This window comes from Paenibacillus rhizoplanae (assembly GCF_042684125.1).
GTDB classification, from domain to species: domain Bacteria; phylum Bacillota; class Bacilli; order Paenibacillales; family Paenibacillaceae; genus Paenibacillus_AQ; species Paenibacillus_AQ rhizoplanae.
Genome location: NZ_JBHUKY010000009.1, coordinates 1 through 24,981, shown reverse-complemented (window position 1 = coordinate 24,981; position 24,981 = coordinate 1). Strand labels below are relative to the sequence as shown.

The 24,981-nt window shown below is 51.0% G+C and carries 22 protein-coding genes; 15 read left to right on the top strand and 7 right to left on the bottom strand.

Going from position 1 to position 24,981, the window contains the following annotated elements; all coding sequences use genetic code 11:
• Positions 1 to 73: 73 nt before the first annotated feature.
• The 4 genes from ACFSX3_RS03165 (at position 74) to ACFSX3_RS03150 (ending at position 3,083) form a co-directional block, all read left to right on the top strand.
• Positions 74 to 997, top strand: a complete 924-nt coding sequence (locus ACFSX3_RS03165; RefSeq protein WP_209994627.1) for an ABC transporter permease — start codon at positions 74 to 76, stop codon at positions 995 to 997.
• 12 nt (positions 998 to 1,009) lie between these two features.
• Positions 1,010 to 1,903 (top strand): carbohydrate ABC transporter permease, encoded by an 894-nt coding sequence (locus ACFSX3_RS03160; protein ID WP_173127825.1) that lies wholly within the window; start codon positions 1,010 to 1,012, stop codon positions 1,901 to 1,903.
• A 37-nt stretch (positions 1,904 to 1,940) separates the two neighbouring features.
• Positions 1,941 to 2,747, top strand: a complete 807-nt coding sequence (locus tag ACFSX3_RS03155; protein ID WP_209994626.1) for a Nif3-like dinuclear metal center hexameric protein — start codon at positions 1,941 to 1,943, stop codon at positions 2,745 to 2,747.
• Between the two features lie 213 nt (positions 2,748 to 2,960).
• Positions 2,961 to 3,083: a hypothetical protein gene (locus ACFSX3_RS03150; protein WP_379255794.1), complete on the top strand. Its 123-nt coding sequence runs from the start codon at positions 2,961 to 2,963 to the stop codon at positions 3,081 to 3,083.
• Between the two features lie 47 nt (positions 3,084 to 3,130).
• Here ACFSX3_RS03150 and ACFSX3_RS03145 read toward each other — a convergent pair whose 3' ends face one another.
• Both ACFSX3_RS03145 and ACFSX3_RS03140 read right to left on the bottom strand, forming a co-directional pair.
• Positions 3,131 to 3,268 carry a hypothetical protein gene (locus tag ACFSX3_RS03145; RefSeq protein ID WP_209994625.1) on the bottom strand — a complete coding sequence of 46 codons (138 nt, stop codon included), beginning with the start codon at positions 3,266 to 3,268 and terminating at the stop codon, positions 3,131 to 3,133.
• On the bottom strand, positions 3,265 to 4,890 hold the full coding sequence (locus ACFSX3_RS03140) for a xylulokinase (RefSeq protein ID WP_209994624.1): 1,626 nt from the start codon (positions 4,888 to 4,890) through the stop codon (positions 3,265 to 3,267). Before ACFSX3_RS03140 ends, ACFSX3_RS03145 begins: the two co-directional genes overlap by 4 nt.
• Positions 4,891 to 5,603: 713 nt before the next feature.
• Here ACFSX3_RS03140 and ACFSX3_RS03135 point away from each other — a divergent pair.
• The 5 genes from ACFSX3_RS03135 (at position 5,604) to ACFSX3_RS03115 (ending at position 13,168) form a co-directional block, all read left to right on the top strand.
• Positions 5,604 to 7,187 carry an acyl CoA:acetate/3-ketoacid CoA transferase gene (locus ACFSX3_RS03135; RefSeq protein ID WP_209994623.1) on the top strand — a complete coding sequence of 528 codons (1,584 nt, stop codon included), beginning with the start codon at positions 5,604 to 5,606 and terminating at the stop codon, positions 7,185 to 7,187.
• A gap of 64 nt (positions 7,188 to 7,251) precedes the next feature.
• Positions 7,252 to 8,487 (top strand): L-lactate MFS transporter, encoded by a 1,236-nt coding sequence (locus tag ACFSX3_RS03130; RefSeq protein ID WP_209994622.1) that lies wholly within the window; start codon positions 7,252 to 7,254, stop codon positions 8,485 to 8,487.
• 57 nt (positions 8,488 to 8,544) lie between these two features.
• On the top strand, positions 8,545 to 9,498 hold the full coding sequence (locus ACFSX3_RS03125) for a DUF561 domain-containing protein (RefSeq protein WP_209994621.1): 954 nt from the start codon (positions 8,545 to 8,547) through the stop codon (positions 9,496 to 9,498).
• 110 nt (positions 9,499 to 9,608) lie between these two features.
• On the top strand, positions 9,609 to 10,994 hold the full coding sequence (locus ACFSX3_RS03120) for a sigma-54 interaction domain-containing protein (RefSeq protein WP_339219334.1): 1,386 nt from the start codon (positions 9,609 to 9,611) through the stop codon (positions 10,992 to 10,994).
• A 65-nt stretch (positions 10,995 to 11,059) separates the two neighbouring features.
• Positions 11,060 to 13,168 carry a serine hydrolase gene (locus tag ACFSX3_RS03115; RefSeq protein WP_209994619.1) on the top strand — a complete coding sequence of 703 codons (2,109 nt, stop codon included), beginning with the start codon at positions 11,060 to 11,062 and terminating at the stop codon, positions 13,166 to 13,168.
• 469 nt (positions 13,169 to 13,637) lie between these two features.
• Here the strand turns inward: ACFSX3_RS03115 and ACFSX3_RS03110 are convergent, their stop codons facing one another.
• Positions 13,638 to 14,609 carry an ankyrin repeat domain-containing protein gene (locus ACFSX3_RS03110; RefSeq protein WP_379255801.1) on the bottom strand — a complete coding sequence of 324 codons (972 nt, stop codon included), beginning with the start codon at positions 14,607 to 14,609 and terminating at the stop codon, positions 13,638 to 13,640.
• Positions 14,610 to 14,870: 261 nt separating this feature from the next.
• Positions 14,871 to 15,083, bottom strand: a complete 213-nt coding sequence (locus ACFSX3_RS03105; RefSeq protein WP_209994618.1) for a hypothetical protein — start codon at positions 15,081 to 15,083, stop codon at positions 14,871 to 14,873.
• Here ACFSX3_RS03105 and ACFSX3_RS03100 point away from each other — a divergent pair.
• Positions 15,040 to 15,384, top strand: coding sequence for a polysaccharide lyase family 8 super-sandwich domain-containing protein (locus ACFSX3_RS03100; protein ID WP_379312596.1), 345 nt, complete (start codon positions 15,040 to 15,042; stop codon positions 15,382 to 15,384). The genes ACFSX3_RS03105 and ACFSX3_RS03100 overlap by 44 nt on opposite strands.
• Before the next feature lie 35 nt (positions 15,385 to 15,419).
• The gene (locus ACFSX3_RS03095) at positions 15,420 to 16,049 is read left to right on the top strand and encodes a leucine-rich repeat domain-containing protein (protein ID WP_209994616.1); all 630 of its coding nucleotides are present in this window, start codon (positions 15,420 to 15,422) and stop codon (positions 16,047 to 16,049) included.
• Positions 16,050 to 16,209: 160 nt separating this feature from the next.
• On the opposite strand, the gene ACFSX3_RS03090 is transcribed toward ACFSX3_RS03095, so the two are convergent.
• The 3 genes from ACFSX3_RS03090 to ACFSX3_RS03080 are packed head-to-tail and all read right to left on the bottom strand — an operon-like array spanning position 16,210 to position 20,513.
• Positions 16,210 to 17,625 (bottom strand): methyltransferase domain-containing protein, encoded by a 1,416-nt coding sequence (locus ACFSX3_RS03090; RefSeq protein WP_209994615.1) that lies wholly within the window; start codon positions 17,623 to 17,625, stop codon positions 16,210 to 16,212.
• Positions 17,626 to 17,638: 13 nt separating this feature from the next.
• Positions 17,639 to 19,078: a glycosyltransferase gene (locus ACFSX3_RS03085; RefSeq protein WP_209994614.1), complete on the bottom strand. Its 1,440-nt coding sequence runs from the start codon at positions 19,076 to 19,078 to the stop codon at positions 17,639 to 17,641.
• Between the two features lie 25 nt (positions 19,079 to 19,103).
• Complete coding sequence (locus tag ACFSX3_RS03080; protein WP_209994613.1) at positions 19,104 to 20,513, bottom strand: glycosyltransferase; 1,410 nt, start codon at positions 20,511 to 20,513, stop codon at positions 19,104 to 19,106.
• Positions 20,514 to 20,944: 431 nt separating this feature from the next.
• Here ACFSX3_RS03080 and ACFSX3_RS03075 point away from each other — a divergent pair, with 431 nt between their 5' ends.
• From ACFSX3_RS03075 to ACFSX3_RS03060, 4 genes are read left to right on the top strand one after another with little or no spacing between them, the layout of a single operon-like run.
• Entirely contained in the window at positions 20,945 to 21,793 is an 849-nt protein-coding gene (locus ACFSX3_RS03075; RefSeq protein WP_209994612.1) for a transporter substrate-binding domain-containing protein, read from the top strand.
• 18 nt (positions 21,794 to 21,811) lie between these two features.
• A complete protein-coding gene (locus ACFSX3_RS03070; RefSeq protein WP_209994611.1) occupies positions 21,812 to 23,143 on the top strand; it encodes a CapA family protein in 1,332 nt (443 codons plus the stop codon).
• Positions 23,144 to 23,185: 42 nt separating this feature from the next.
• Complete coding sequence (locus tag ACFSX3_RS03065; protein ID WP_209994610.1) at positions 23,186 to 23,941, top strand: amino acid ABC transporter permease; 756 nt, start codon at positions 23,186 to 23,188, stop codon at positions 23,939 to 23,941.
• On the top strand, positions 23,941 to 24,690 hold the full coding sequence (locus ACFSX3_RS03060) for an amino acid ABC transporter ATP-binding protein (protein WP_209994609.1): 750 nt from the start codon (positions 23,941 to 23,943) through the stop codon (positions 24,688 to 24,690). The genes ACFSX3_RS03065 and ACFSX3_RS03060 overlap by 1 nt, the downstream gene beginning before the upstream one ends.
• The last annotated feature ends 291 nt before the right edge of the window (positions 24,691 to 24,981 follow it).

Sequence of the window (24,981 nt, the reverse complement as noted above, 5' to 3'; positions counted from 1 at the left end):
TAATCTTAAATAAGCCTGCTGAAGGTAGAGCCGCTATGGAAGCTCTGCCTTCGGCAATGGAGGTGAATCCGGCATGACAGCCAAACCTAAATCTAAACCGCTCAAAAAAACACTTCCTTTATTGATTCTGGCGGGTCCGGGCCTGCTGTACTTTCTCATCAACAGCTACTTTCCCATGTTCGGGGTGTTCATCGCGTTCAAGGATGTCAACTATGCGAAGGGTATCTTCGGCAGTGACTGGATCGGCTTCAAGAACTTCACCTTTCTGTTCCAGACCAGCGATGCCTGGATTATGACCCGGAATACGCTCTTGTACAATCTGGCCTTTATCGCGCTTGGTACCATAGTTTCAATTATCATCGCCATTCTGATGTCGGAGCTGCTGAACAAGCTCTACTCGAAGCTGTTCATGACCGGACTGATTCTTCCGAATCTGATCTCGATGGTCGTGCTTTCGCTGCTCGTCTTCGCCTTTCTGAACGCCGATAGCGGATTCGTGAATCATTCCATTCTGCGGCCGCTGGGGATTCCGGAGATTAACTGGTATTCGGAGGCGAAATATTGGCCTTACCTGCTGGTACTCATTCAGATCTGGAAGACGGCAGGCTACGGTTCCATTATCTATTTCGCCTCTATTGCGGGCATCGACAAGAGCATCTATGAGTCTGCCAAAATTGACGGGGCCGGAAAGCTGAAGCAGATCCGCATGATTACCTTGCCGCTGCTGAAGCCGACTATCATCGTGCTGGTGCTGATGTCCATGGGACGGATTTTCAACTCCGACTTCGGCCTGTTCTATCAGGTGCCCATGAACTCTGGTGCGCTGTATAGCACGACTCAGACGATTGATACGTATGTCTACCGCGCCTTGATGCAGCTCAATGATATTGGAATGTCGGCGGCAGCCGGTCTGTATCAGTCGCTGGTCGGCTTTGCCCTGGTGCTTACGGTTAATGCCATCGTCAAGAAGGTTAATCCAGAAAACGCATTGTTCTAGGAGGAAATACAGATGATCCAAACAAGAGGAGAACGGACGTTTACTGTGTTTTCTGCGGTCGTGATGTTCCTGCTGACAGTTTTTGCTTTTTTACCTTTCCTTCTGATTGTCATTGCCTCGTTCACGAATGAGACGACTCTGATCCGCAACGGGTACAGCTTTTTCCCGGAGCATCTAAGCCTTGACGCCTACCGGTACATTAAGTCCTCGGCGTACATCTTCATCAGAGCCTATGGCGTCTCCTTCCTGGTTACGATCCTGGGAACTGCCATTGGACTGCTGATAACAAGTATGCTTGCTTATCCGATGTCGCGGTCCGATTTCAAATATCATAATCTGCTGGCGTTCGTCGTCTTCTTCACCATGCTGTTCAGCGGGGGAATCGTGCCTTCGTATATCATGTGGACCCAATATTTCCATATCAAAAATACGCTGTGGGCGCTGATTCTGCCCAATCTGCTGGCGAACGGCTTCAACGTCCTGCTGGTCCGTAACTATTTCAAGAATAATGTGCCGCTGGAGATCATCGAAGCGGCCCAGATCGACGGGGCCTCGGAGCTGCGGACCTTCTTCCGCATCATGCTTCCCCTGTCCATGCCGGTGATGGCTACCGTCGGGATGTTCATGGGCCTGGCCTATTGGAATGACTGGATCAATGCGCTATATTTTGTATCCAAGCCGCAATTATACGGCATTCAGAATCTGCTGATGCAGCTGATGAGCAACATCCAATTCCTCAATTCCGGCCAGGCCGGCAACGTACTGGGGGCAGAGTCCGTATCGCTGCCAAGCACGGCCGTGCGGATGGCGATGGCGGTTCTGGGCATTGTGCCCGTGCTGTTCGTCCTGCCGTTCATGCAGAAATACCTGACCCGCGGTGTGATTATTGGTGCTGTCAAAGGCTGACAGGCTGACAATAAATAGATGAAAAGGAGAATGCGCGATGAATGTGCAGGAGGTTATTGACCGGATTCTGCTCGATTGCTGCGGAGGACGCAAGCTGGAACAGACCTGTGATGTGCTTGCCAGCGGCAAGGAAGACATGGAGGTCACAGGGATTGTCACAACGTTCATGGCGACTGTGGATGTGATCAAGGAAGCCATTGCGCTTGGAGCGAACCTGATTATCACTCATGAGCCAACCTATTATACCGGGATGGATTCGCTGGACTGGCTGCAGCAGGACCCGGTATATCTGGCCAAGAAGAAGCTGATTGAGGAACACGGAATCACGATCTGGCGGTTCCATGACCACATGCACCTGGCAGATACCGACCGGATCTATGACGGTCTGCTCAAGGAGCTGGAGTGGGAGGACAAGAAGCTGGACGATAAGGATGCCTGGGGATATCAGATTGAGGAGACCACCGTCGGTGAGCTGGCCGGCTTCCTGAAGCAGCGGCTGGGCATGAAGGTGATTCAGATTGTCGGCAACCCGGAAGCAGTCTGTGCCCGTATCGGCATTCTGGTGGGCGGCGGCAGCCTCGGGCTGGGCAGGGAGCAAATGCCGATGGAGCTGATGCAGGAGAAGAACCTGGATGTGATGATCTGCGGCGATATTACGGAGTGGACCCTCTGCGCTTACGTGAATGATGCCGCCATGCTGGGCATGAACAAAGCGATGATCGTAATCGGCCACGAGCGGTCTGAGGAGTGGGGCATGAAGTATATGGCCGAGTGGCTGGCGCCGCTGGTGGACGGGCTGCCGGTTACCTTCGTGGATGCGAAGGAGCCGTTCGTGTATTTGTGAGTGAAGGATGGAGCGAGTTCCAATCGTTCCGTGAAATGATTCTGACCCCGGGTGCCTCCGGAACCCTCCGGCCTGCTTCTAACGGACTGTAGGGCCCTTACTTTAAGGAAAAGCCTACTTTACACCGCCTATCGGACTGAGATGCGCTTATTCGTCCACTAAGTGATGTTAATCGGTGGAATTACCACCAATAAGAGCCCTGGAGTCCGTTCCTTGCGCATCAAGTGGCTTTTTCGCGGAATAAGCGCCCCTCAGTCCGCCGGGCTGATCCCGCAGAGTCAAATGCAAATGATGCTGGGCCTGGCCCAGGCGAGTTATGCCGCAAGCCTGGCATAAATCAAAGGCAGCCATCCCCCGCTACGGGAGGATGGCTGCCTTTTATACTACTGCAAGACGTAATTGCCCGTAGCTCTGTACTTACCTGCCTTGGCATCCGGCGCTTTAGCATAAGCCGAAGGGGCGGAGGATACCAGCAGCAGGGAGGTAAGCAATACCGTAAGCCTGCCCATATCTATTTTCATACGAAATCTCCTCTCTTCCGGTTCTCCAGTAAATAATCTACCGCCGCATGCTCGATGGGCAGCCCCCTGGTGTAACGCTCCATATAGAGGGCAAAGCCGTCGACATCTGTGGGGTCAGGCGATACCTCCTGTCCTTCCATGTTACAGAACACCTTAGAGGCCAGGTAATCCGCCAGACTCTCATCCGGCTCCTTATGTATCATATAAGAGGCCAGAACCGCTATCCCCCATGCGCCGCCCTCACCAGCCGTAGACAGGACTGAGACCGGAACATTCAGTGCAGCCGCACAGATCCGCTGTCCGACCTGCGGGGTGCGGAACAATCCGCCGTGCGCTGAAATATGGTCAAACGTTACCCGTTCCTGCCCGGTCAAAATATCCATTCCGAGTCTTAACGCAGCAAAGGCGCTATACAGATGAACTCTCATGAAATTAGCCAGAGTGAAGCGGCTCTGCGGAGAGCGGACGAACAGCGGACGCCCCTCAGCAAGTCCGGTGATGTTCTCGCCTGAATAGTAGCCATAGCTCAGCAAGCCGCCGCCATCCGCATCCGCTTCCAGTGCTTGGTTCAGCAGGACGCTGAATAACTGATCCATGTCGGGCGTCAGCCCCATGGCTGCATAGAATTCACGGAACAAGCCGACCCAGGCATTCAGATCGCTGGAGCAGTTATTGGCAAGAACCATAGCGACCGGGCTGCCTTCCGGAGTAGTCACGATATCAATCTCAGGGTAGACCGCTGTTAAATTCTTCTCCAGTACAAACATGGCAAAAACCGATGTCCCTACAGAAATATTGCCGGTACGTTTCCTCACGCTATTCGTCGCTACCATGCCTGTTCCGGCATCGCCCTCCGGCGGGCATAGCGGAATACCGGCCTGCAAATGGCCTGACGGGTCGATCAGCCGGGCGCCTGCTTCGCTGAGAATTCCGGCATTCATACCGGCCGTATGCACTTTAGGCAGGATATCTTGCAGCTTCCATGGGTAGCCCCTGCCGGCAATTAGACTGGTGAACTGCTTCACCATATCTTCATTGTATTGCTTCGTGGCTTCATCGATGGGGAACATCCCGGAGGCATCCCCGATCCCGAGAGCCCTGCGGCCCGTCAGCAGTAAGTGAATGTAACCTGATAGCGTCGTAAGATAATCTATCCGGGCTACATGCTCTTCACCGTTCAAAATAGCCTGATACAAGTGGGCGATACTCCAGCGCTCGGGAATTTTGAACTGGAATATGCTGCTTAGCTCCGCTGCGGCTGCGCCAGTAGTAGCATTGCGCCAGGTACGGAAGGGAACGAGCAGCTCTCCCGCCTGATCCAGCGCAATATACCCCTGCATCATGGCCGAGCAGCCTATGGAGCCGACGGTTTGCAGTGTGACGCCATAGGTCTGCTGAACCGCTTGCTGTAATTGCTGATAGGCGGCTTGCAGCCCTTGAACCACTTCACTGAGATCGTAAGTCCAGTAACCATTACTGAATTGATTCTCCCATTCATAGGTGCCGGAGGCGATCGTTTCAAAATGGTGATCGATCAGCACAGCCTTGATTCGCGTAGACCCGAACTCAATCCCAAGCGACGTTTCTCCCCGGACAATCGTTTGTTTCACAGAATACCCCATGATAGCGCTTCCCTTCTTCAGCTAAAATTGTCCAAAATATAACATATACAAGCGATAGTGTACAACCCTTCGGCTCTTTTTTGAACTCTCTTTACCCGGATAGGCTGTTGCAAATCTGCAATTCACCCCCTGTAAGAAAAATATTTTATTTTTTTTAGCCGCGCTACAATGCCTTGAAGTCCCATCTCCAACCCTTTGTCTGATCCGCCGGACAGGATATGCCCTGGCTCCCTTGATTTAATACCCATCCAGCCTGGCTGGAGAAAATAGTGTGGTTATTTTGCGACTGGCGGGTCCCGCCGGAATACAGATGAAGCACTAAAGAAATTAACGAAAAGCAAAAAGAAGCGGAGGGGAAATTTGGAGCTGGAGGAGCGGTAGCGTCCGCCTTTGTATTTAGATTTCTACCGCTAGGAGCGGTTCAAATCAGGAAATCTAAATTGGGCAGCGGCCGGAAGTCCAAATGTTCACCGCAGCGACGACCAAGCTTTGAGTTCAAACAAGCCAGTCGCAAAAAAACAACAGAAAAATGTCTTGAATTCAAGGTGTTTTGGAGCTATTGACCGGTCCTTTTTTCTGTATTACGATGACCTTGAGAAAACTTTCACAAGGAAATTCAGTCTCACAGATCAGCAAGAATGAGGCACACAGATCAGCGAATATTTTTTTTGACAAGCGTAGTGAAATAATTCACATAAAGAGGAGCAGATGAAATGAGTAAAGTAATTTCAGCAGCCAAAGCAGCAGAACTTATCAAGGACGGGGACACAGTAGCAGCGAGTGGATTCGGATTATCCTGCTGGGCAGAGGAGATGGGGATCGCCATTGAAGAGCGCTTCGTGCAGACTGGACAACCGAAGAATCTGACCGTGATGCATGCCAGCGCAGTCGGCAACCGCCGCGATAAGGGCATGAGCCACCTGGGACATGAAGGCCTCATCAAACGCTGGATTGGCGGTATCGCCATCGCTTCCCCAGGATTGGCCAAGCTGATTGAAGAGGATAAATGCGAAGCCTACAACCTGCCTCAGGGTGTGATTACCCAGCTCTACCGCGAGATTGCGGCCAAGCGTCCGGGTGTGATTACTAAGGTAGGCATGGAGACCTTCGTCGATCCCCGCGTTGAGGGCGGCAAGATGTCCCCGTCTACGAAGGAAGACATCGTGAAGGTGATTGAACTAGAAGGCGAAGAGTGGCTGTTCTACAAGACCTTCCCGATTCAGATCGCCCTGATCCGTGGAACCGTAGCGGACGAGAACGGCAATCTGACGCTGGAAAAAGAAGGCCTGCACATGGAGGTTCTGCCGATCGCCCAGGCGGTCCGCAACTCCGGCGGCATCGTGATTGCCCAGGTAGAGACCGTAGCCAAGAACGGCACCTTGAATCCCAAGGATGTGAAGGTGCCGGGCATTCTGGTAGATTACCTCGTCGTGTCCACCCCGGAGAATCATTACCAGACCGAGAATACGCAGTATAATCCGGCCTTCTCCGGTCATGTCAAAGTGCCTGTGGATTCGATTGAAATCCTGCCGCTGGATGAGCGCAAAATCATCTCCCGCCGTACAGCCGTAGAGCTTCAGCCGAATACCATTCTGAATCTCGGCGTCGGCATCCCGGTGAATGTAGCGAACATTGCTGCTGAAGAGGGTGTGGACGACCAACTGATTCTGACCACAGAGGCAGGCTCGATCGGCGGGGTTCCCGCAGGTCTGAAGGACTTCGGTCATGCGTACAACTCCGAGGCGATTGTAGATCATGATGCCCAATTCGATTTCTATGACGGCGGCGGCATTGACCTGTCGGTCCTTGGCCTGGCCCAGACGGATGAGTCGGGGAACGTGAATGTCAGCAAATTCGGCACACGGGTCGCGGGCTGCGGCGGATTCATCAATATCTCTCAGGCGGCGAAAAAGCTGGTGTTCGCGGGTACTTTTACAGCGGGCGGGCTGCAGATTAAGGTAGAGAATGGCAAGCTGCACATCATTCAAGAGGGCAAAGCCAAGAAATTCATCAAAAAGGTACAGCAGATCACCTTCAGCGGATCTTATGCCGCCAAGGTCCAGCAGCCGGTTGTGTATGTTACGGAACGCGCCGTCTTTGAACTGCTGAACGGCAAAATGACCTTAACCGAAATCGCACCAGGCATCGACCTGCAGACAGAGATTCTGGATCAGATGGACTTCGAGCCGGTCATTTCACCGAATTTGAAGGAGATGGACGCGGCCATGTTCCAGGAGAATTGGGGCATGCTGAAGTCGATTATCGCCGATAAGAACCGGGTGCTGCAGGAAGTGTAGTTAATGTAAGTACCGTAAGTACCGTAAGCTGAACTTATAAACCAACTAAAAGAGGGATGATACCATGAACGTACAGTTGAACCGCTGGAGGATCTTGATTGCCTCAACGATCATTAATATCTGTGTAGGCGCTATTTATGCTTTCAGTATTTTCGCACTGCCATTAACGAAGGTTTTCAGCGTGAGTATGCCGGATATTATGATTGCTTTTACCATTAATGCAGCGATTTCCCCGATTCCGATGATTCTAGGCGGTAAGCTGGTGGATAAAGGGGGGGCCAAGAAGGCGGTCTTCATCGGCGGTGCGATGTTCGGGATTGGATTCATACTCTCCGGCCTGGCTACTGCCCCTTGGATGCTGTATATCACCTATGGTGTCATTACCGGGATTGGTCAGGGAATCGTGTATTCCTCGACGATTGGGAACAGCGTGAAGCTGTTTCCGGATAAAAGAGGCCTGGCAGCAGGGATCGTTACAGCCGGATATGGCGGCGGCACCATCGCTATCGCTCCTATCGCCAATGCATTAATCACCAGTAATGGTGTACAGTCTGCTCTAATTACGCTCGGCATTGTGTTCCTGGTGATTATTCTGGGTCTTGGCCTGCTCGTCAAGCCTGCCCCGGCCGGTTATGCTCCTGAAGGCTGGACCCCTCCGGTAACCGGAGCAGCCAAGGCGGGAGTAAATGTACCATGGAATGAGATGATCAAGAAGCCGATATTCTATGTGATTGCCTGTCTGTTCCTGATCGGCGCTCTGTCTGGTATGATGGTAACCGCGAATGCATCGGTAATCGGTCAAAAAATGTTCGGCTTAACTGCCGCCGCCGCTGCGCTCTACGTCAGCTTGTACTCACTGAGCAACTGCCTGGGCCGTGTGTTCTGGGGTGCAGTGTCCGATAGAATCGGCCGCGTGAAATGCCTGCTGATGATCTATCTGGTTATTGCAGCTATGATGCTTACGATTGCTCTAACGTCTTCTGTAGCCGGGTTTGCCATTGCCATTGCCGGGATCGGCTTATGCTTCGGCGGAACGATGGGGATCTTCCCGTCCATTGTCGGTGAGAAATTCGGAATGAAATATTACGGCGTGAACTACGGTGTCACCTTCATCGGCTACTCGGGAGCCGCGTTCTTCGGACCAAGAATTGCCGGCAGTGTAGCCGCAGCCAATGACGGCAACTTCACGAATGCTTTTTACATCGCGCTGGTCATCTCCCTGGTCGGCTTCGCCTTAACCTTCGTCTACAAAGCCATGGAGAAGCAGAAGGCAGAACCTGAAGCGGCTAAGGCGGCTTAAGCAACGGCCGGACGTTCAAATGTTCACAACATTAATTAATATATGGAGGTAATTATAATGTCGATTACACAACTGTTAGGAATTAAATATCCGATTTTCCAGGGCGGTATGGCTCAGATTGCTGTGTCTCCACTGGTGGGCGCGGTCTCCAATGCGGGCGGGCTGGGGATTATCGGCTCCGGCGGCTTCACCGCTGACCGTCTCCGTGACGAGATCCGCAAGGCCAAAGCAAGCACCGACAAGCCTTTTGCCGTCAACCTGATGCTGATGATGAACAATATTCCTGAGCTGATCCAGGTTATTATCGAAGAAGGCGTGAAGATCGTAACGACAGGCGCAGGCACACCTGCTCCCTATATGCCCATTCTGAAGGAACATGGTATTATCGTGATTCCGGTAGTCCCTTCGGTCAAAATCGCCAAGAAAATGGAAGCGCTCGGTGTGGATGCGATTGTAGCCGAGGGAACCGAAGCAGGCGGACATGTTGGTGAAACGACGACGATGGCCTTGCTGCCGCAAGTCGCCAGCGCGGTATCCATTCCGGTAATCGGGGCCGGCGGGATTGCCGATGGACGCGGGATTGCCGCTGCTTTTGCCCTCGGAGCCCAGGGTGTTCAGGTGGGAACCCGGTTCCTCGCGACCGTGGAATGCCCGACACATGAGAACTTCAAGCTGGCAGTCATCAACGCCGATGATACCAGCACAACCGTAACTGGCCGCAGCCTTGGCGGTCCGGTAAGAAGCATTAAGAACAGCATGATTGCCGAATTCCTCAGAATGGAGAATGAGAAGGCTTCGCGCGAAGAGCTGGAGAGCTTAAGCCTGGGCTCCCTGCGCAGAGCCGTATTTGAAGGAGATACCGATACCGGCTCCGTCATGGCTGGACAGATCTGCGGGATGGTCAACAAGATTACCACCGTGGAAGAGATGATCACCACCATGTTCGCTGAGGCGCAGGAAGTGATGGAGAAGATGGGGAAAGTAACCTTTGAATCCGTAGTTCATGCTTAATTAAAGTTTGATCTGCATTAGCCAAGTGGTATCATTTAAATAATGATGCTGTTTGGCTTTTTGTCTAGCCGGAATGTAAGCGTTCATATTATGGTATAGGACTGATGAATGTGACCAAAAAAAACAAAAATACAGGGAAACCCGCGCTCGACGAATTCGTGGAAGAATATCCGTCAACGTTATTTGTTACCGATCAGAACGGGAATATCCTGATTTCCAATGAATTCACCGCTCTAACCATCGGCATCCATCTGGAGGAGCTGCTCAAGGCGAACGTCCAGGATCTGGTGAAGGCGGGCTATTACAGTCATTCCATCACGATGGAGGCTATTGCGACGAAGCAAAAGGTAACCAATACCGTCAATACCTCCAGAGGCTTCCATGTGTTCTCGTCGGCGATTCCCATTCTGGATAAGGACGGGGAGGTACAGCTGGTAGTTACCACCTCCAATGAATTCAGCCAGGAGCATAACTATTATGAAGCGAATGTGCCTGTGGCCCAGCAGATCCATAAGCAGTTAGGCGGTATGGCGGCGGAGAAGAAGAAAGGCATCGTGGCCGAGAGTCTGGCGATGAAGCAGATTATCAAGGTCTGCAACCAGATCGCCTCCTATGACAGCAAGGTGTTAATCTATGGTGAATCCGGCACAGGCAAAGAGGTGATCGCCAAGTATATCCATCTGAAGAGCGAGAAGTGGAAGGGGCCGTTCATTCCGATTAATTGTGCTGCGATTGCTCCGGCTCTATTCGAATACGAATTGTTCGGATATGAGAAGGGCGTCCTTGAAGGTCAGACCGAGGTCAAGGCGGGTATGATCGAAATTGCGAATGGCGGCGTGCTGTTCCTCGATGAGATTGCCGATCTGCCGATGGAGATGCAGGCCAAATTACTGCGGGTGCTTGAAAATAATGAAGTAAGGCGCGTGGGCGGCATTACCAATATTCCGGTCCATTGCCGCGTGATTGCAGCTACCAACCGGGATCTGTGGAGTCTGGTCAAGAAGGGGCTGTTCCGCGAAGATCTGTATTACCGGATTAATGTGATTCCGATTCATATTCCGCCGCTGCGTAACCGGAAGCTGGACCTGGTAGGGTTAATCTCCAGCTTCATCACCAGCTTCAATGAGATGTACGGCAAGAAATATGTGCTGAGTGCCGAAGAATTCGATAAGATGCTGAACCAGCCCTGGCATGGGAATGTTAGAGAATTAAGGAATTACATCGAGCGGCTGGTGGTAACCGAGCATGTGGGCCAGAGCATACAGGAAGAGGAGCAGATTGGCGACTGGTTCTCTCTCGACCACTTCATTGAGAAGAATAAGCATCAACTCGCAAGTCTGAAGGATTTCACTGCTGTAGCGGAGGGCCATTATATCAAAAAAGTGCTGCAGGATTGTGCCGGGAACGGGACGGAGGCGGCCAAGCGCCTGAACGTTGACCGGTCGGTAATCTACAGAAAGCTGAAGAAGATGGAAGAGGTGCTGCGATTTAAATGAACCTATTTCCAGGATAAGACGTATTATCACTGTGCGTGTTATTCTATGGAAATGGAGTGAATTGAATGAAACTATCATTGTTGCGACGCCGCTCTGCCTTTTGGACGAGGACCGTGCTTTCGGCTGCACTGGTTCTGACACTTACGGCTCCGGCTGTTCAGGCCGCCGCTGTTCCCCCTGCTTCTACCGCTCCGGCAGCTGCCACCGCAGCGGCCAAGCCGCTGACAACAGAGAATGCTGCGGCCTTCCTCAAGCAATTCTTCAGTTCGGATGCGGTGAAAGCGCAGCTATCCGGTGCGGTTGTTGTGGTGGTGAAGGATGGCAAGACGGTTATTGAAGAAGGCTTCGGATTCGCGGATAAGGATGCCAAAAGTAAGGTAGACCCTGACAAAACAGTCTTCCGTCTGGCCTCGGTATCCAAAACCTTCACTGCGACTGCCGCCATGCAGCTCGTTGAGCAAGGCAAACTAGACTTGAAAGCGGATTTCCAGACTTATACCGGTCCGATGGCCTTCGACAACCCCTTCGGGGTTCCGGTAACTGTGGGGGATCTGCTGACCCACACCACCGGCTTCCGCATTCAAGACCCGCTGCCGGAAGACATCAATCAGGATTTCACCACCAAGGTGTCCATTGAGGATTATGTGGTGAAGCATATGCCTCCGGTGGTGCGTGAGCCCGGCACTTCCTACATGTATGACAATTTCGCTTCACTGCTGCTCGGTCTGGTGGTGCAGAAGGCCAGCGGCATGCCTTATGAGGATTATATGCAGCAGCATGTCTTCGCCCCGCTGAAGATGGATTCAAGCGGCTTCCTGCTGGAAGGCAAGCTGAAGGACAATCTTGCTACAGCCTATGACGCCACGGGCAAAGAGGTTGATCTCTACAACGTGACGCCAACCGTGATGCCGCATGGAGGCATGTTGTCCACCGGCGATGATGTCGGGAGGTTCATGACGGCTTTTCTGAACGGGGGAGCGGTTGACAATAACCGCATTCTTAAGGCGGACACTGTACAATCGATGGAGGAATACCATTCATCCATTCATCCGATGCTGCCGAATACCACTTACGGCTTTGAATCGGCTTTCCAGCTTCCCGGCGCTGGCAGCAGCCCGAAGATTATCACCAAGGCCGGTGATTTGATTGGATTCAGCTCTTATATGTTTCTTATTCCCGAGCAGAATACCGGGGTGTTCATTGGCTATAATCAGCAAAGTACACTGCGTGAGCTGTTCTACCCGGCCTTTATCCAGACGTTCTTCCCGCAATATGCCACACCGGTGAAGCTGGATGCTTACAAGCCGATGAGCGCTGATGCACTGAAGGCATTCACCGGCTACTATGCGGATCTCCGTATCAAGAGTATGGTGTCTACAGTGTCTGTGCAGAATGGTGCGCTAACGATTAATGATGCTTTCCTGGGTTCCCGCAAGCTGATCCAGATAGATGATAATCTGTTCAAGGATGAGCTGACCGGCAAATTAACGGGCTTCGCCATGAAGGATGGCGGACAAAGCGCGTATATGAAGGAGCCTTACCTCAATCCGTTCAGTTATGCCCAGAAGGGACCGGATGGCGTTGGTTATGCCGACGTTCCCGCGAGCCATCCGTATGCAACTCCGGTTATGATGCTGCAGTCACTGGACTATCTGCCCAATGATGCGTCGCTAAGCTTCGAGCCGGACTCGGGCGTTACGCGCGCCCAGTATGTGCGGCTGATGCTGGAGAGCAGCGGACTTAAAGGAAGCACTACTGAGAAGCTGGCCTTCCCGGATCTGCAGGGCCATCCCGATGCTGCTTTCATTCAGCAGGCCGTTGAGCTGGGAATGATTGAAGGAACGGCCAGCGGAGAATTCCAGCCGGACCGGGTGATCTCCCGCCAGGAGGCGGCAGTCATGATCTGGAGAATGTACAGTGCGCAGTACCCGGATAAGCTGTTCCAGAAGGTGAAGCTGTCCGGTAATACAGACAAATGGGCTGTTCCGGCCGTGAAGATGGCCGTCGCCCTGGGCCTGTACGGACCGGACTTCAAGCCGGATGCCAAGGGCGCTATGGATTACAAGTCCAGAGCCGCACTGAGTAAGAAGGAGAACGCCGCCATCTTGTATGCGTTGTTCACGAATCCGATCGATCAGATCGTCAGCAAGCTGTCGGTGCAGGGTGGGAAGTAAGAACCTGCGGTTTGCAGCAGGTATGAATAGTGTGCCGGAGCTTTGGGATGATGATTTATGAAGCAGTCTAGTCGAAGCTTCCGGCGAATATGAATACAGGACCAGCCTTGGGCTGGTCCTGTTTCGTTGTGGGCTGCCATGCCGTATAAGGGCGGGCATGGGGCTAGATGAGTAGATGAGAGGGATAAATCCCTTTGGTTAAGCTGAAAGTGGGCTAGGAGAGTAGATGAGGAGCATTAGTGCACTTGATTCCGCCGAAAGCGGGCGATATGCAGAGATGAGGAGCATTAGTGCACTTGATTCTGCCGAAAGCAGACGAGATGAGTAAATGAGGAGCACTAGTGCACCTGATTCCGCCGAAAGCGGGCGATATGCAGAGATGAGGAGCATTAGTGCACTTGATTCTGCTGAAAGCGGGCGAAATGAGTAAATCAGGAGCATAAATGCACCTTATTCCGCCCAGCGCAATTTACAGATGTGCGGACTGAGCGCCCAGGCTCTCCAGCCATGCGGCCAGTTCTGTGGCATGGCTGCGCCTCGCGGCGTCCAGGGGCGTGAGGCCGTCCCATGGGGAGGGCCAGCTCAGCTCGGCTCCCCAGCCGAGCAGGAGTTCGGCGGCGGTGAGTTGTCCGCCGTGGCAGGCGCACCAGAAAGCGACGTTTACCTCGTCTGGTGCTGCTGAAACGGAGCTTGCGCCCCAAGGGTAGCGGCGCGGGAGCGGTTCTCCGGCGAAGTGTGCCGCAATCGCATCAAGCAGACCGAGTGCCGCCGCGTGCCACAGCGCAGGCTGCGCGCCGCGCTCCACCAGCCGCTGCGCCGCCCGCCATTGCGCGAATGCCACAGCATCGTCCAGCGGGGTTCCGCCAGCGATGACAGCGCCGGGAGCCTCGATGTCGGCACCGGCATCGAGCAGCAGGTCCAGCACCTCGATATCATCGCTGCTTGCTGCCCAGTGCAGCGGCGTCTCGCTGTGCGGCCCGCTGAACTGCGCATCTACCTCCGCGCCTGCCTCAATCAGCGCGGTAAGCACCGCTGCATTGTTAGGATAATGCCCCGGCCAATCGGTGGCAATATGCAGGAGCGTGCGGGACATCCCGCGATTAGTTCCGCCAGAGTTGTCGCCGCTAGTAGCATTGCCATGGCCTTCGCTACTAGTTCCTGTGTTACTAACGCCCTCGCCGCCACTATCAGCATTGCCATAGCCCCCGCTACTATTCCCAGCACCGTCAGTCTCCCCGCTGCCGGTCCCTTCGTTACTTGCACGTCCCTCTTCAGTCCCGGCAATTCGGGCTGTAGCCAGCCCCGGGTTTCCGGCAAGTAATTGAGTCAACCCCGGCACATCGCCGGTACGAATTGCCTGTACAACAGACTTCGCCAGCGGATCATCAACAGTCAGCCACATGATATCTTCATCGCCCATCGTAGAACTCCCTCCATTCATCCGCTGTCCTCCCAATCTCCGACATCCTGCCAACAGTCTGCGGGTTCATAGCTGCGACAGCCCTGATGTTACAGCGGTGCACTCTGGTAATTATGCTATCAGACTGTACCGCTGTGCATGACAGTAGTATACACGTTCTCTATTTTGCCTTCAAATTCACAATTCACAATTCGTGATTTCGTTCCTTAGAAATGCTGAGCAAGCCTACGGCACTCCGCTAATCCTACCGCTTTCCGCAACTCCTATGGCTCCCCGCAACTCCTACGGTTCTTCACTAACCTCAGGACCACTCAGCACCCTCGTGCTTACCGCATCGGTGAACGTGTCGGTGGTGTGGAAGTAATAAGAATGCTGGCCCGGGTGCGGCTTGGCGGTATATTGATAGATTTGGCCGTACACATAACTATTGTCATTCGGATTGGCAGGCTGCATGGTGCGGACGATGCCGTCCAGAACAGCAGATGGAACAGACATTTGCCGGACCGCCGGGCACAAGGAGATACTTCAGCCCAAGTGGATACATATGACTGGAACTGCCGGGGGCGCGGATATCGGGATCTTTTTTCCTGTGAAAAGCACGGTATATGCATTGCGTGAATACCGCCAAGGGAGCTGGAATGCAATGAATGCGGCGGGTTCAGCTCAGCGCTTGGAACGGTCCTATCTGACGTTGTGGTTCGAGCATGGAGCAGCCCCGGAAGGCGCGCAATATGCCTATGTACTGTTGCCCGGGTACAGTGAAGCAGCAACGGCAATCTTATACTGCCGGATATGATAGAATAATCCCATCGATCTTAGAGGGGGAGAACCATGCAGACTCAGATTACCGATGATTTCACAGATGAACGGTTCAGGCAATTCGTAAAGGACAACTTCTGTGGTGGCCGAGAAGCGATTCTTAAGAGCGACATTGACACCGTGACAACACTGGTGCTTGCAGGCCAAGGATGCTCAAGTTTTCAAGGGATCGAACATTTCACGGCGCTTGAGGAGCTGGAGTGTCAGGAGAATATGATATCCAGATTGGACTTAAGCAGCAATCCTTACCTCAAAGTATTGAATTGCAGTTATAACTCGCTGCATGAACTGAACCTTGAGCACAATACAGCACTGGAGCGGCTCGATTGCAGCAGTAATTATATCATTACTCTGAATATCGCAGAGTGTACGAAGCTTTTGGAAATCCGCTGCAATCATAATCATCTGACCCGTCTGGACACCAGCAGCCATCCCGGACTTACCATCCTGCGCTGCTTCAATAATCATCTTACAAGTCTGGATCTCAGTGATAATAAGCAGTTAACCAAGCTCTATTGTTCGGAGAACAAACTGACGGCATTGGATACGAGCCTTAATCCGCAGCTTGTGGAGCTGGATTATGCCAATAATCTCATTAGCCAGCCTGATCATGAGGTAGAGGGTGTAGGGACCTTGCAATAAGAGGCTTTTTCAGAACAATAATTAAAAGCGCTTAATTAGGAGGTGGGATACCGAATTTTTACTCCAATATTCAAGGTTACAGTCTGCAAGAGGTAATGATTTCATCAAACAAAGACAGGACCAGCCTCAATGGGCCGGTCCTGTTCGAATTCCATCCTATTTATTTGTCTACAGGAAGGTCTCGTTTTTTTCTGCACACGACCACCACATACAAGGGATTTATATCTTTAACTCTTCCGAGATCCATTAGCTCGTATCCGTTAATGACGGGATTGTCATAAGGCGTGGTTGTAGGAGGCATCGCTCTCGCATTTCTGACAACTTGGGCTTGGAAGGCTGAATAATCCGAGACGAAGGTTTGCCCGTACAACTCCAGGATATCATATTCTTTCAGTAACTCCCCCACAAGCTCAGTAATCGTATATTCATATTTGTGATAATGATTTCTTGGCTGCTCCACAAAGTAGGCGGCAGGGTTTGCAATACTACGGTTAGGCGTGGAGACAATGAAGATACCATCATCTTTTAAAAGCCTGGCAGATTCTTTAATCCATACGCTGCCGTCATCGATATGCTCAATAGTCTCAAAGGAAACAACGACATCAAAGCTGTTATCTTCAAGTTCAAGCTTATTTACATTACCGTAAGCATAATCAATCTGATCATGACCATATGTTTTACGCGCATTGGTCAAGCTGGCTTCATCGATATCTACGCCAAGGACATGACTTGCTCCGGCCACCTGCAGCATTTTACTGCCATACCCTGCCCCGCAGGCCGCATCCAGCACCCGTTTATCCTTGACGAACTTTTGGGCTAATCTGTATCTGTTCAGGTGCTCCTCAAGTACATCTCCATGATTCTTCTTGACGGCATCGTTAATGACAACCCGTTCTCCTGTGAAAATTACATCGTTTTGTTCTGTATTCAGTATTTCGGAGTTGATATCTATGGAATCTGTGTCGTTTCTCCCCAATACTTCAGCCTCTGGGTGAGCCTTCGAAGAGGAATCTTCGCTTCTGTAGAACAACGATTCAAAATACTTTTGATTGTACACTATACTTGGATGATCGGGATAATATTTTTGAGCTAATTTGTGATGATGATAGGCTTTCTCATGTTCACCGAGCAATTCATAGCATACACACAATTGTAAATGGGGTAGCCAGTTTGCAAAAGAGGCATCATAGTTAATGTGCCCATTTACTATCGTTTCTTTTGTAGCCATATCAAACCAAAAAATTGCTAGGTTCACTTGACCTTTCTCCATGAATGAAGTACCGATTTTGTAACAGATTACGGGGTGGGGAACTCCAGAAGCAAAGGATTGGAAAGCCGCTAACAAGGCTTTATTCACATCCCCGGCAGCAACGTAACAATCCGAGAGTCTCCCGTAGGCCTCATAGGTTTCTTCATTTATCGTCTTTGCTTCCAAAAGAAACTTTTCATAGAACACAGCAGCGTTCTCATAATTTTTCTGGTTATATAGAAAGTTGGCGTAATTCATTAAATTGGACATCTGAGATTCCTGTGAATCTGGCTTATGGTTTGCCTGAAGTGTATCCGGTTTATGCATACTAAATCCCTCCTTAGCTTTGTGCCAGAGCTTTTATACTTGCAATTTGCAGCAGGACATCTTCGAAATAGGACTCATCTCCATAAAATTTTCTAAAGAGATCCTCAAAGTCATCGGTAAAAACAGGGGCGTGATCACGCATGATTCCCCAATACCAACCGAGAATGTAATTAAAGAGAGAATTTCGTTTCTCTTCCCGGACGTCCTCTGCGGTCAAACCTTTGCCAATAAAATGACTCAAAATTGTCTGATAATTACTAAAAACGACTTCACCGAAATTGTATCCTGCAGGAGGATTCCCGGAAAAATCGAACACTCTCCGGTTAACCACGCAAAAGTGAGGATTTCTGGTTAATATCTCATATTGCATGTAAGCTTGATTCAGCGATGAATCGATATACCGGAAGGGTTCTTCGATTTGTTCAAAATCCTCTCTTCTCAAAATGATGCCGGAAATAAAAGTACACATAATACCTGAGGCTCGAAGATAGGCCGATGCGCCTTTTGCAGTATAAACCTGGCCATCATGATTATGAACATTCAAATATATAATTCCGCACTCTGTATGATTATGGATGACCTCAAGCAGGGAGGGGATGGAATGCTCCACACAATAATCATCATCGCCCTGCCATTTTATAAATTTGCCCTTTGCCAGTTGAGCTACAAGATATATATTGCGGTCGCCCCCTATATTCGTGCTGTTTCTGAAGGCTTTGAGACAAGGATAACGGCTGGCATAACGTGCAATCACTTGTGGGGTAGCGTCGGTAGAGGCATTGTCACAGACAATGACTTCAACCAGGCTATCGTCCTGTAATTGGCTGAATATGCAAGAAAGACAGAAATCAAGGTAGATTGCGCGGTTATAAGTCGGAATGCAAATGGAGAGAAGTGGAGTAGCATCCGGTGAGATAGGGGGTACAATTGGTTGATGCTGCTGAATCTGTGCGGGGGCCCCTCCTGCCACACAATAATCCGGAAGATCTTGTTCAATGACACTTCCCGGATAGATCACGCTATGCTTGCCTATTCGGATATTACCTGCAATAACCGTTCCCTCTCCAATTTGCGTTCCTTCCCCGATGATAACCTCTCCGGCGCCGTCCATCCATCCTTGTGCCATTACCGGGATTCCAATCTGGCGGTACTCCTGTCTGGCATCCGATATACTAACATTAGAGCCTATCGTCACATTAGATTTAATCTCAATACGGTTGATGGCATAAAGAGTGAGCCCTTGTTCACATTTGCAATCATCCCCGATAATGATTTTGGGTAGAGGCAAAGAAGCTTGTGCTTCAGGCTGTATGGAGTAATCTTCCTTAATGGTTACCCTATCACCAATCAGAATGAGTTTGGGATGCTTGAGTTGTCCGTTGGCAGAGATCTCTGTATTGTTGCCATAGAAATAGAAGCTGGATACTGTTTCAGACTTTAAGGAGTGTGACATAAGAACTTCCTTTCTGAAATATGAGTTATGATTGGCGTATTGCTTCCATGATGGCTAAGCCATCCTCATAATAGGGTTCTTCGTGATAGTATTTTGTATAGATTCCTTCAAATTCATCAGTGGTCACAGTTGCTTTATTATTCCGTAGCCATGGTATGGTGTAATGATAAAGCGTGTGTTTTTTCTCCCTGGTGATCTCCTCAGCACATAAGCCATCACCTAAGAAATGGTTAAGAATAGATGGATAACCGTTAAAGAAGACTTCGGCAAAACTGTATTTGGAACTAGTAGAACCACCATAGCTGAAGATGTTATCATACATAATGCAGAAGTTCGGATTATCCTTCAATATAGAATATTGGAGATATATCTGATTGAATTTAGAGTTCATAAAGAGTTCTGGTTTCTCAATTTTCTCAAACTCCTCGCGCTTTAGAACAACAGAACTGATAAAGCCTGCATAGAGACCGGTAGCTGCCAGAAAATTACTCATACCGGTATCTAAGCTAAGGGGCTTCGTTCCATTAATTAGGCTAATATGAATGACTCCGCATTCCGGATGACTGTCCAGTACATGAAGGAGGGGCATGATCTTGCCGGGGAGAAAATAATCATCATCTCCATGCATTTTCACAAATTTCCCTCTTCCCAATGTTGTAACAAAATAAATATTAGGGTCTGCACCAACATTAGTGTCATTTCGAACTGCTCTCATATTGGAGTAAAGGGACATATACTTGTCTATGACATCTGGTGTGGCATCTGTAGAGGCATTATCGGATACCACTACTTCGATCAGTTCGTTATTCCCGATCTGTGAGTAAATTGAATGAAGGCAGGTGTCCAGATAAGGCGCACGGTTGTAAGTCGGGATGCAGATAGATAACAGGGGGAGACGGCTTCGGGCAGTAAGAACGGCCTGGGCTTGGTCATGATCAGACACATCCACCCAGCTGCCGGAAGCAGTCTCATAGACCTGCACAATCGATGCGGGATTACCTGAAACCACGCAGTAGTCGGGAACATTGTCCAAGACAGTACTGTTTGCCTTAACTACGCTCCCAGCTCCAATACGTATATTCCCTGACAGGCGGCAATTTGCTCCGATCCAGGAGCCTTCGCCAATGGCGATTTCACCTTGCATTTGAACATTGGAATAGACAAGAAGATTTGGCTCTAAGATAATCTTGGGGGAAGCTGTGATCTGTACCCCTCTGTTAATCTGACATCCGTCTCCTATACAGATAACTGGACCCTCATGAGGAAGCTGTTGGTCTGTAGTTGCTGTCTTGATATAGTGTGGAGCTTCAACAGAAACATTATTGCCTATAGATATTAGCTCTGGAGACTCAATTACGCCCCCTTGCCCGATGTAAGTGTTGCTTCCAAGCTGAGCAAATCGCTCAGCGAATTCAAGCGGTATATTTAAGGTCAAGGCAGATTCTCCTTCCATCCTTCAGGTCTGGCTTCGTACCCGTTAAGCTGTCTTTTAATGCATATGGGGCCGATTCCTAAAGTATGATGAGTGTACCGAAAAATACCGGATTTGCTGGACGTTGTGGATGTTTTAAACGCGAGCAGTCAGCTAACTATCCGAATAGAAAGAGGCGATACGCATGACTACTACGTGTTTCATTTGTGAGAAACATCTGGGGAATACTCCCCAGCCGCCTGGGGGATACATATATTATGCTGGAGGCTTAGCCTCCAATCGACTTTATTCGCCACCATTCGTCAAATCCTTTACCCGTTCACCTTGACACCGTGTATACCCCGTGACATAATAATTCCAGACTAAATGACTATGATAAGTTGGACATCGTAGACAACAAGAGAGATCTTTTACTAGACGAGGGGGAAGTTATAATGAAGAAGAAATTTGTGCCAGGCGTTCTGATGGTGTTGCTCGGGTTGGTCATTGCAGGCTGCGGTAATGGAACTAAGAATGACGCAGGCTCCGCAGAGACAAACGGCGCGGGAGCCGGTACGAAGACCATCGTTGCGGCAACGAGCGGGGTAAGTAACCCTTTTAGCTACGAGAAAGACGGACAGTTGACAGGTTACGATGTGGAAGTAATGAAGGCGATCTTCAAGGACCTTCCGGAATATAAGATAGAGGTACAGGCGATTGAATTCGAAGGGATTCTGACCGGCCTGGATAATGGCCGTTTCCAGCTGGGGGCGAACAATTTCAGCTCCAACCCCGAGAGACGCGGCAAATACAATTTCTCTCTCCCGATTATCGAGAATGCGAATGTATTCGTAGTCCGCAAGGATGATAACACCCTTAAGGCGGTAGAAGACCTGAAGGGCTATAAAGCCGTAACAGAAGTAGGCAACTCCGGTGCCACACTGCTGGAGAATTATAATGAAGCGAACCCGGATGCCAAAGCAGAGATTATCTACACCGACGAGAATTTCGTGAAGCAGTTCGAAGGTATTGAAGCCGGCAAATACGATGTGCGCATCATTTCCCGTGTCTCTGCCGAGAAGGCAATCAAGGAGCATGGGTTGACCAACCTGAAGGTGGTTGCTTTCTCTACAGAGAATAGCGATCCAGGGTCTTATATCCTGCTCTCCAAGTCTGCGGACAGCTCCCTGCTGGATACCGTCAACAAGAGAATCAAGGAAATGTATGCAGACGGCACCCTGCTGAAGATTAGCCAAGAGCAGCTTGGCGGCGACTATTTGCCTAAGAAAGAGCTAATGGAGTAACCGAAGGAAGGTGAGCGCATGAAATTTCTAGTTTCGGGAGATGCATTATTCTCCAGCAGTAATTTAGATAAGACGATGGACCCGGACCTGCTGGCTTTGCTGCAAGGAGCCGATGAAGCTTTTACCAATGCAGAGTTTGTGACTCCGCGCCTGAATACCGCTCCGGCGGCAGGCCGCGGCTACCAGACCAGTGTGCGCCCCAAGGCGCTGGATGAATTCGGGAAGCTCAATATCCGTTATGTGAGCTTTGCGAATAATCATACGGGGGACTACGGGACCCAGGGTCTTGTGGATACGATCGAAGAGGCGGAAGCCCGCGGTCTGACCCCGCTTGGAGTGGGGATGAGCCTACATGAAGCCCGCAAGCCGGTATTTGTGGATACAGCCGACGGCCGGATTGCCATCATCACCATTGATGTGACGAGAAGCGAAGTATTTGCAGCCTCGAATCCGGGGAACGGAGTTCCGGCCCGTCCGGGAGTTAATCCCCTCCGCTGGTCGCGTACGTATGTCGTGAATGATCAGGACTTCAGCACCTTGAAGGAGATCAGTGAACGGATCGGCATCGCTTCCAGCATGGAGGAAGGCAAGCGGATTGAGACCTTCAAGAGCAAATCGGAGAATTACTATGAATTCGGCTCCTTTTTTGAAGGCTATTTAACCTTTGAAAAGGGAGAGCAGTCCCGCGTCAAGACGGCAGCGAATGAGCAGGATCAGCAGGAAATCTACCGCAGCATCCAGGATGCTGCGGAGCGCAGTGATTATGTTTTTGTCAGCCTGCACACGCATGAAGGGGAGAATGAGAACTGGTACTCCGATTATCCCGCAGAGTTCATTGAGACCTTCGCGCGGGGGGCGGTGGATGCCGGGGCGAGCTGTGTCTTCGGACATGGTGCCCACTTCACCAGAGGGGTGGAGCTGTATAAGGGCCAGCCTATTTTTTATAACATAGGCAGTCTGTTCATGGAGTTCGAGGCCGGAGAGTCGATTGTATCTCCCGAGATGTTCACCGCCTACGGGTATGCCGAGAATGAAGCTCCATCTACCCTGCATAAGAACAGAACCAAGGACAGCGAAGGGAATTGGCAGGGGTTCTACAGCGAGCGCAAGTTCTCTGAGAACTTCCTGGTTATGTTCGATCTTAGTGTGGAGGACAAGCGGTTCGACTACGAGCTGATTCCGATTGATCTTAGACTCACTCATGAGACGGTGACGAAGCGCGGGCTTCCGGTCCTGGCTTCGGATGAAGCTGCGGCTTCCCTGGTGGAGCGGCTTAATGCGGTAAGCAACGAACGGTATCATACTGAAATTATCTATGAGGGCAGACGGTTGACTGTCAGACCGTGTTAGAGCGTCGCCCTGTAAATTGAACGTGGAAGGAAGTAAGTCTGCATGGGAGAGATTTTTGATATTCACGCGGTGTTCTCAGCGATTCCTCGCCTGTTAGAGGTCCTTCCTGTGAGTCTGCAGATTACGGTCATCTCGATGATCGTTGGCCTTGTGTTTGCTCTGTTGTTCGCCATTATCCGTATGCGCCGGATTCCCGTGCTAAGCCAGCTAGTCACAGTCTTCATCTCGTTCATTCGGGGAACGCCGATCATTGTGCAGCTGTATCTGACCTATAACGGAATTCCGTTGTTACTCAAATTCATTAATCAGCAGTACGGGACGGATTATAATATCAATGCCATTCCGGCGATGATCTTCGTGCTGGTCACCTTCGCATTCAATGAAGCGGCGTACAACTCGGAGACGATCCGCGCTGCGCTGCAATCGGTCAACAAGGGCCAGATCGAGGCCGCTGAATCCCTGGGGATGACGTATCTTCAGGTGCTCAGAAGAGTCATCGTTCCGCAGGCGCTGGTGGTGGCGATACCGCCGCTGGGCAATGCCCTGATCGGACTGCTCAAGGGGACCTCCCTGGCCTTCGTTGCGGGTGTAATTGAAATGACGGCCAAGGGGAAAATCATCTCCGGCAGTAACTTCCGCTTCTTCGAGGTGTATCTCGCGCTGGCGATCATCTACTGGATCATGACGATTCTGATTGAGCAGATTCTGAGATTCCTGGAGAAAAGATTCTCCATTCCGGACTCCGCTGCCGGGGCCATGAACCGCGGCTGGTTCTCTTGGGGAAGGAGAGAGATCTGATGATTAAGGTAAGCCATTTATCCAAGTCCTTTCACGGCAATCTGATTCTGGATGATCTGTCGGTGGAGATTGAGAAGGGCGATGTCGTAGCCTTGATCGGTTCGTCCGGTGCAGGTAAGTCCACCTTCCTGCGTGCGCTCAACTGCCTGGAGCAGGCGGATCAGGGGATGCTTGATCTCGAAGGCTTCAAGGTCGATTTCAGCACGATCACGAACAAGCAGCGGCTGGAGCTGCGGAAGCAGACGGCGATGGTCTTCCAGCAATTCAATCTGTTCCAGCACCGGACGGCGCTGGATAATGTCAAGGAAGGCCTGAAAATTGTGAAGCGGATGAACGACCGCGAGGCCGCACAGATTGCACAGGAGCAGCTGGAGCAGGTAGGTCTTACTGAGCGGGCGCATTATTATCCGAAGCATCTGTCCGGTGGCCAGCAGCAGCGGGTGGGCATTGCCCGCGCCCTGGCGATGAATCCGAAGCTGCTGCTCCTGGACGAGCCCACCTCTGCGCTTGATCCTGAGCTGGTGGGCGAGGTGCTGCAGACGATCAAGAAGACCGCCGCCACGGGTCAGACGATGATTCTCGTCTCGCATGAGATGAGCTTCGTCTATGAAGTGGCCAACAAGGTGCTGTTCTTGGACAAAGGGAAAATCGTCGAGGAAGGGACACCGGACGAGGTGTTCAATCATCCGAAGTCCGAGCGGGCGAAGGAATTCCTGCAGAATTATTTCCGTAACAAGTCGGGTAATTAAGATAAGCACCCTTGCAAGAGCCGAGTAGGCTCCTAACTGACCGGAAGTAAACAAATCGGCTCCTAACGGACCTGAGCGCCGTTATTTTCAAGAAAACGCCACTTTTTGCGGCTTAACGGACCGAGGTGGACCTTAGAGTCCGTCTGAGAGACGTTTTTGGGTGAAAGAGCGGGCGATAAGGACTGTGGTGGGTTTAGAATAGATAGTAGACGCCACTTAACGGACGGAGGGATAATAAGGATCACGGAGGTGTGTTGCCATGGGTGAACAACGAAAACGGTACAATGAAGA

What these genes read in the sequence shown, in the direction of transcription:
- ACFSX3_RS03115 (WP_209994619.1), top strand. Translation starts at nt 11,060, where the DNA reads ATGAAACTATCATTGTTGCGACGCCGCTCTGCCTTTTGGACGAGGACC.
- ACFSX3_RS03165 (WP_209994627.1), top strand. Translation starts at nt 74, where the DNA reads ATGACAGCCAAACCTAAATCTAAACCGCTCAAAAAAACACTTCCTTTA.
- ACFSX3_RS03095 (WP_209994616.1), top strand. Translation starts at nt 15,420, where the DNA reads ATGCAGACTCAGATTACCGATGATTTCACAGATGAACGGTTCAGGCAA.
- ACFSX3_RS03105 (WP_209994618.1), bottom strand. Translation starts at nt 15,083, where the DNA reads ATGTCTGTTCCATCTGCTGTTCTGGACGGCATCGTCCGCACCATGCAG.
- ACFSX3_RS03060 (WP_209994609.1), top strand. Translation starts at nt 23,941, where the DNA reads ATGATTAAGGTAAGCCATTTATCCAAGTCCTTTCACGGCAATCTGATT.
- ACFSX3_RS03085 (WP_209994614.1), bottom strand. Translation starts at nt 19,078, where the DNA reads ATGTCACACTCCTTAAAGTCTGAAACAGTATCCAGCTTCTATTTCTAT.
- ACFSX3_RS03140 (WP_209994624.1), bottom strand. Translation starts at nt 4,890, where the DNA reads ATGGGGTATTCTGTGAAACAAACGATTGTCCGGGGAGAAACGTCGCTT.
- ACFSX3_RS03110 (WP_379255801.1), bottom strand. Translation starts at nt 14,609, where the DNA reads ATGAATGGAGGGAGTTCTACGATGGGCGATGAAGATATCATGTGGCTG.
- ACFSX3_RS03135 (WP_209994623.1), top strand. Translation starts at nt 5,604, where the DNA reads ATGAGTAAAGTAATTTCAGCAGCCAAAGCAGCAGAACTTATCAAGGAC.
- ACFSX3_RS03155 (WP_209994626.1), top strand. Translation starts at nt 1,941, where the DNA reads ATGAATGTGCAGGAGGTTATTGACCGGATTCTGCTCGATTGCTGCGGA.
- ACFSX3_RS03070 (WP_209994611.1), top strand. Translation starts at nt 21,812, where the DNA reads ATGAAATTTCTAGTTTCGGGAGATGCATTATTCTCCAGCAGTAATTTA.
- ACFSX3_RS03130 (WP_209994622.1), top strand. Translation starts at nt 7,252, where the DNA reads ATGAACGTACAGTTGAACCGCTGGAGGATCTTGATTGCCTCAACGATC.
- ACFSX3_RS03125 (WP_209994621.1), top strand. Translation starts at nt 8,545, where the DNA reads ATGTCGATTACACAACTGTTAGGAATTAAATATCCGATTTTCCAGGGC.
- ACFSX3_RS03075 (WP_209994612.1), top strand. Translation starts at nt 20,945, where the DNA reads ATGAAGAAGAAATTTGTGCCAGGCGTTCTGATGGTGTTGCTCGGGTTG.
- ACFSX3_RS03160 (WP_173127825.1), top strand. Translation starts at nt 1,010, where the DNA reads ATGATCCAAACAAGAGGAGAACGGACGTTTACTGTGTTTTCTGCGGTC.
- ACFSX3_RS03090 (WP_209994615.1), bottom strand. Translation starts at nt 17,625, where the DNA reads ATGCATAAACCGGATACACTTCAGGCAAACCATAAGCCAGATTCACAG.
- ACFSX3_RS03065 (WP_209994610.1), top strand. Translation starts at nt 23,186, where the DNA reads ATGGGAGAGATTTTTGATATTCACGCGGTGTTCTCAGCGATTCCTCGC.
- ACFSX3_RS03100 (WP_379312596.1), top strand. Translation starts at nt 15,040, where the DNA reads ATGGTGCGGACGATGCCGTCCAGAACAGCAGATGGAACAGACATTTGC.
- ACFSX3_RS03145 (WP_209994625.1), bottom strand. Translation starts at nt 3,268, where the DNA reads ATGAAAATAGATATGGGCAGGCTTACGGTATTGCTTACCTCCCTGCTG.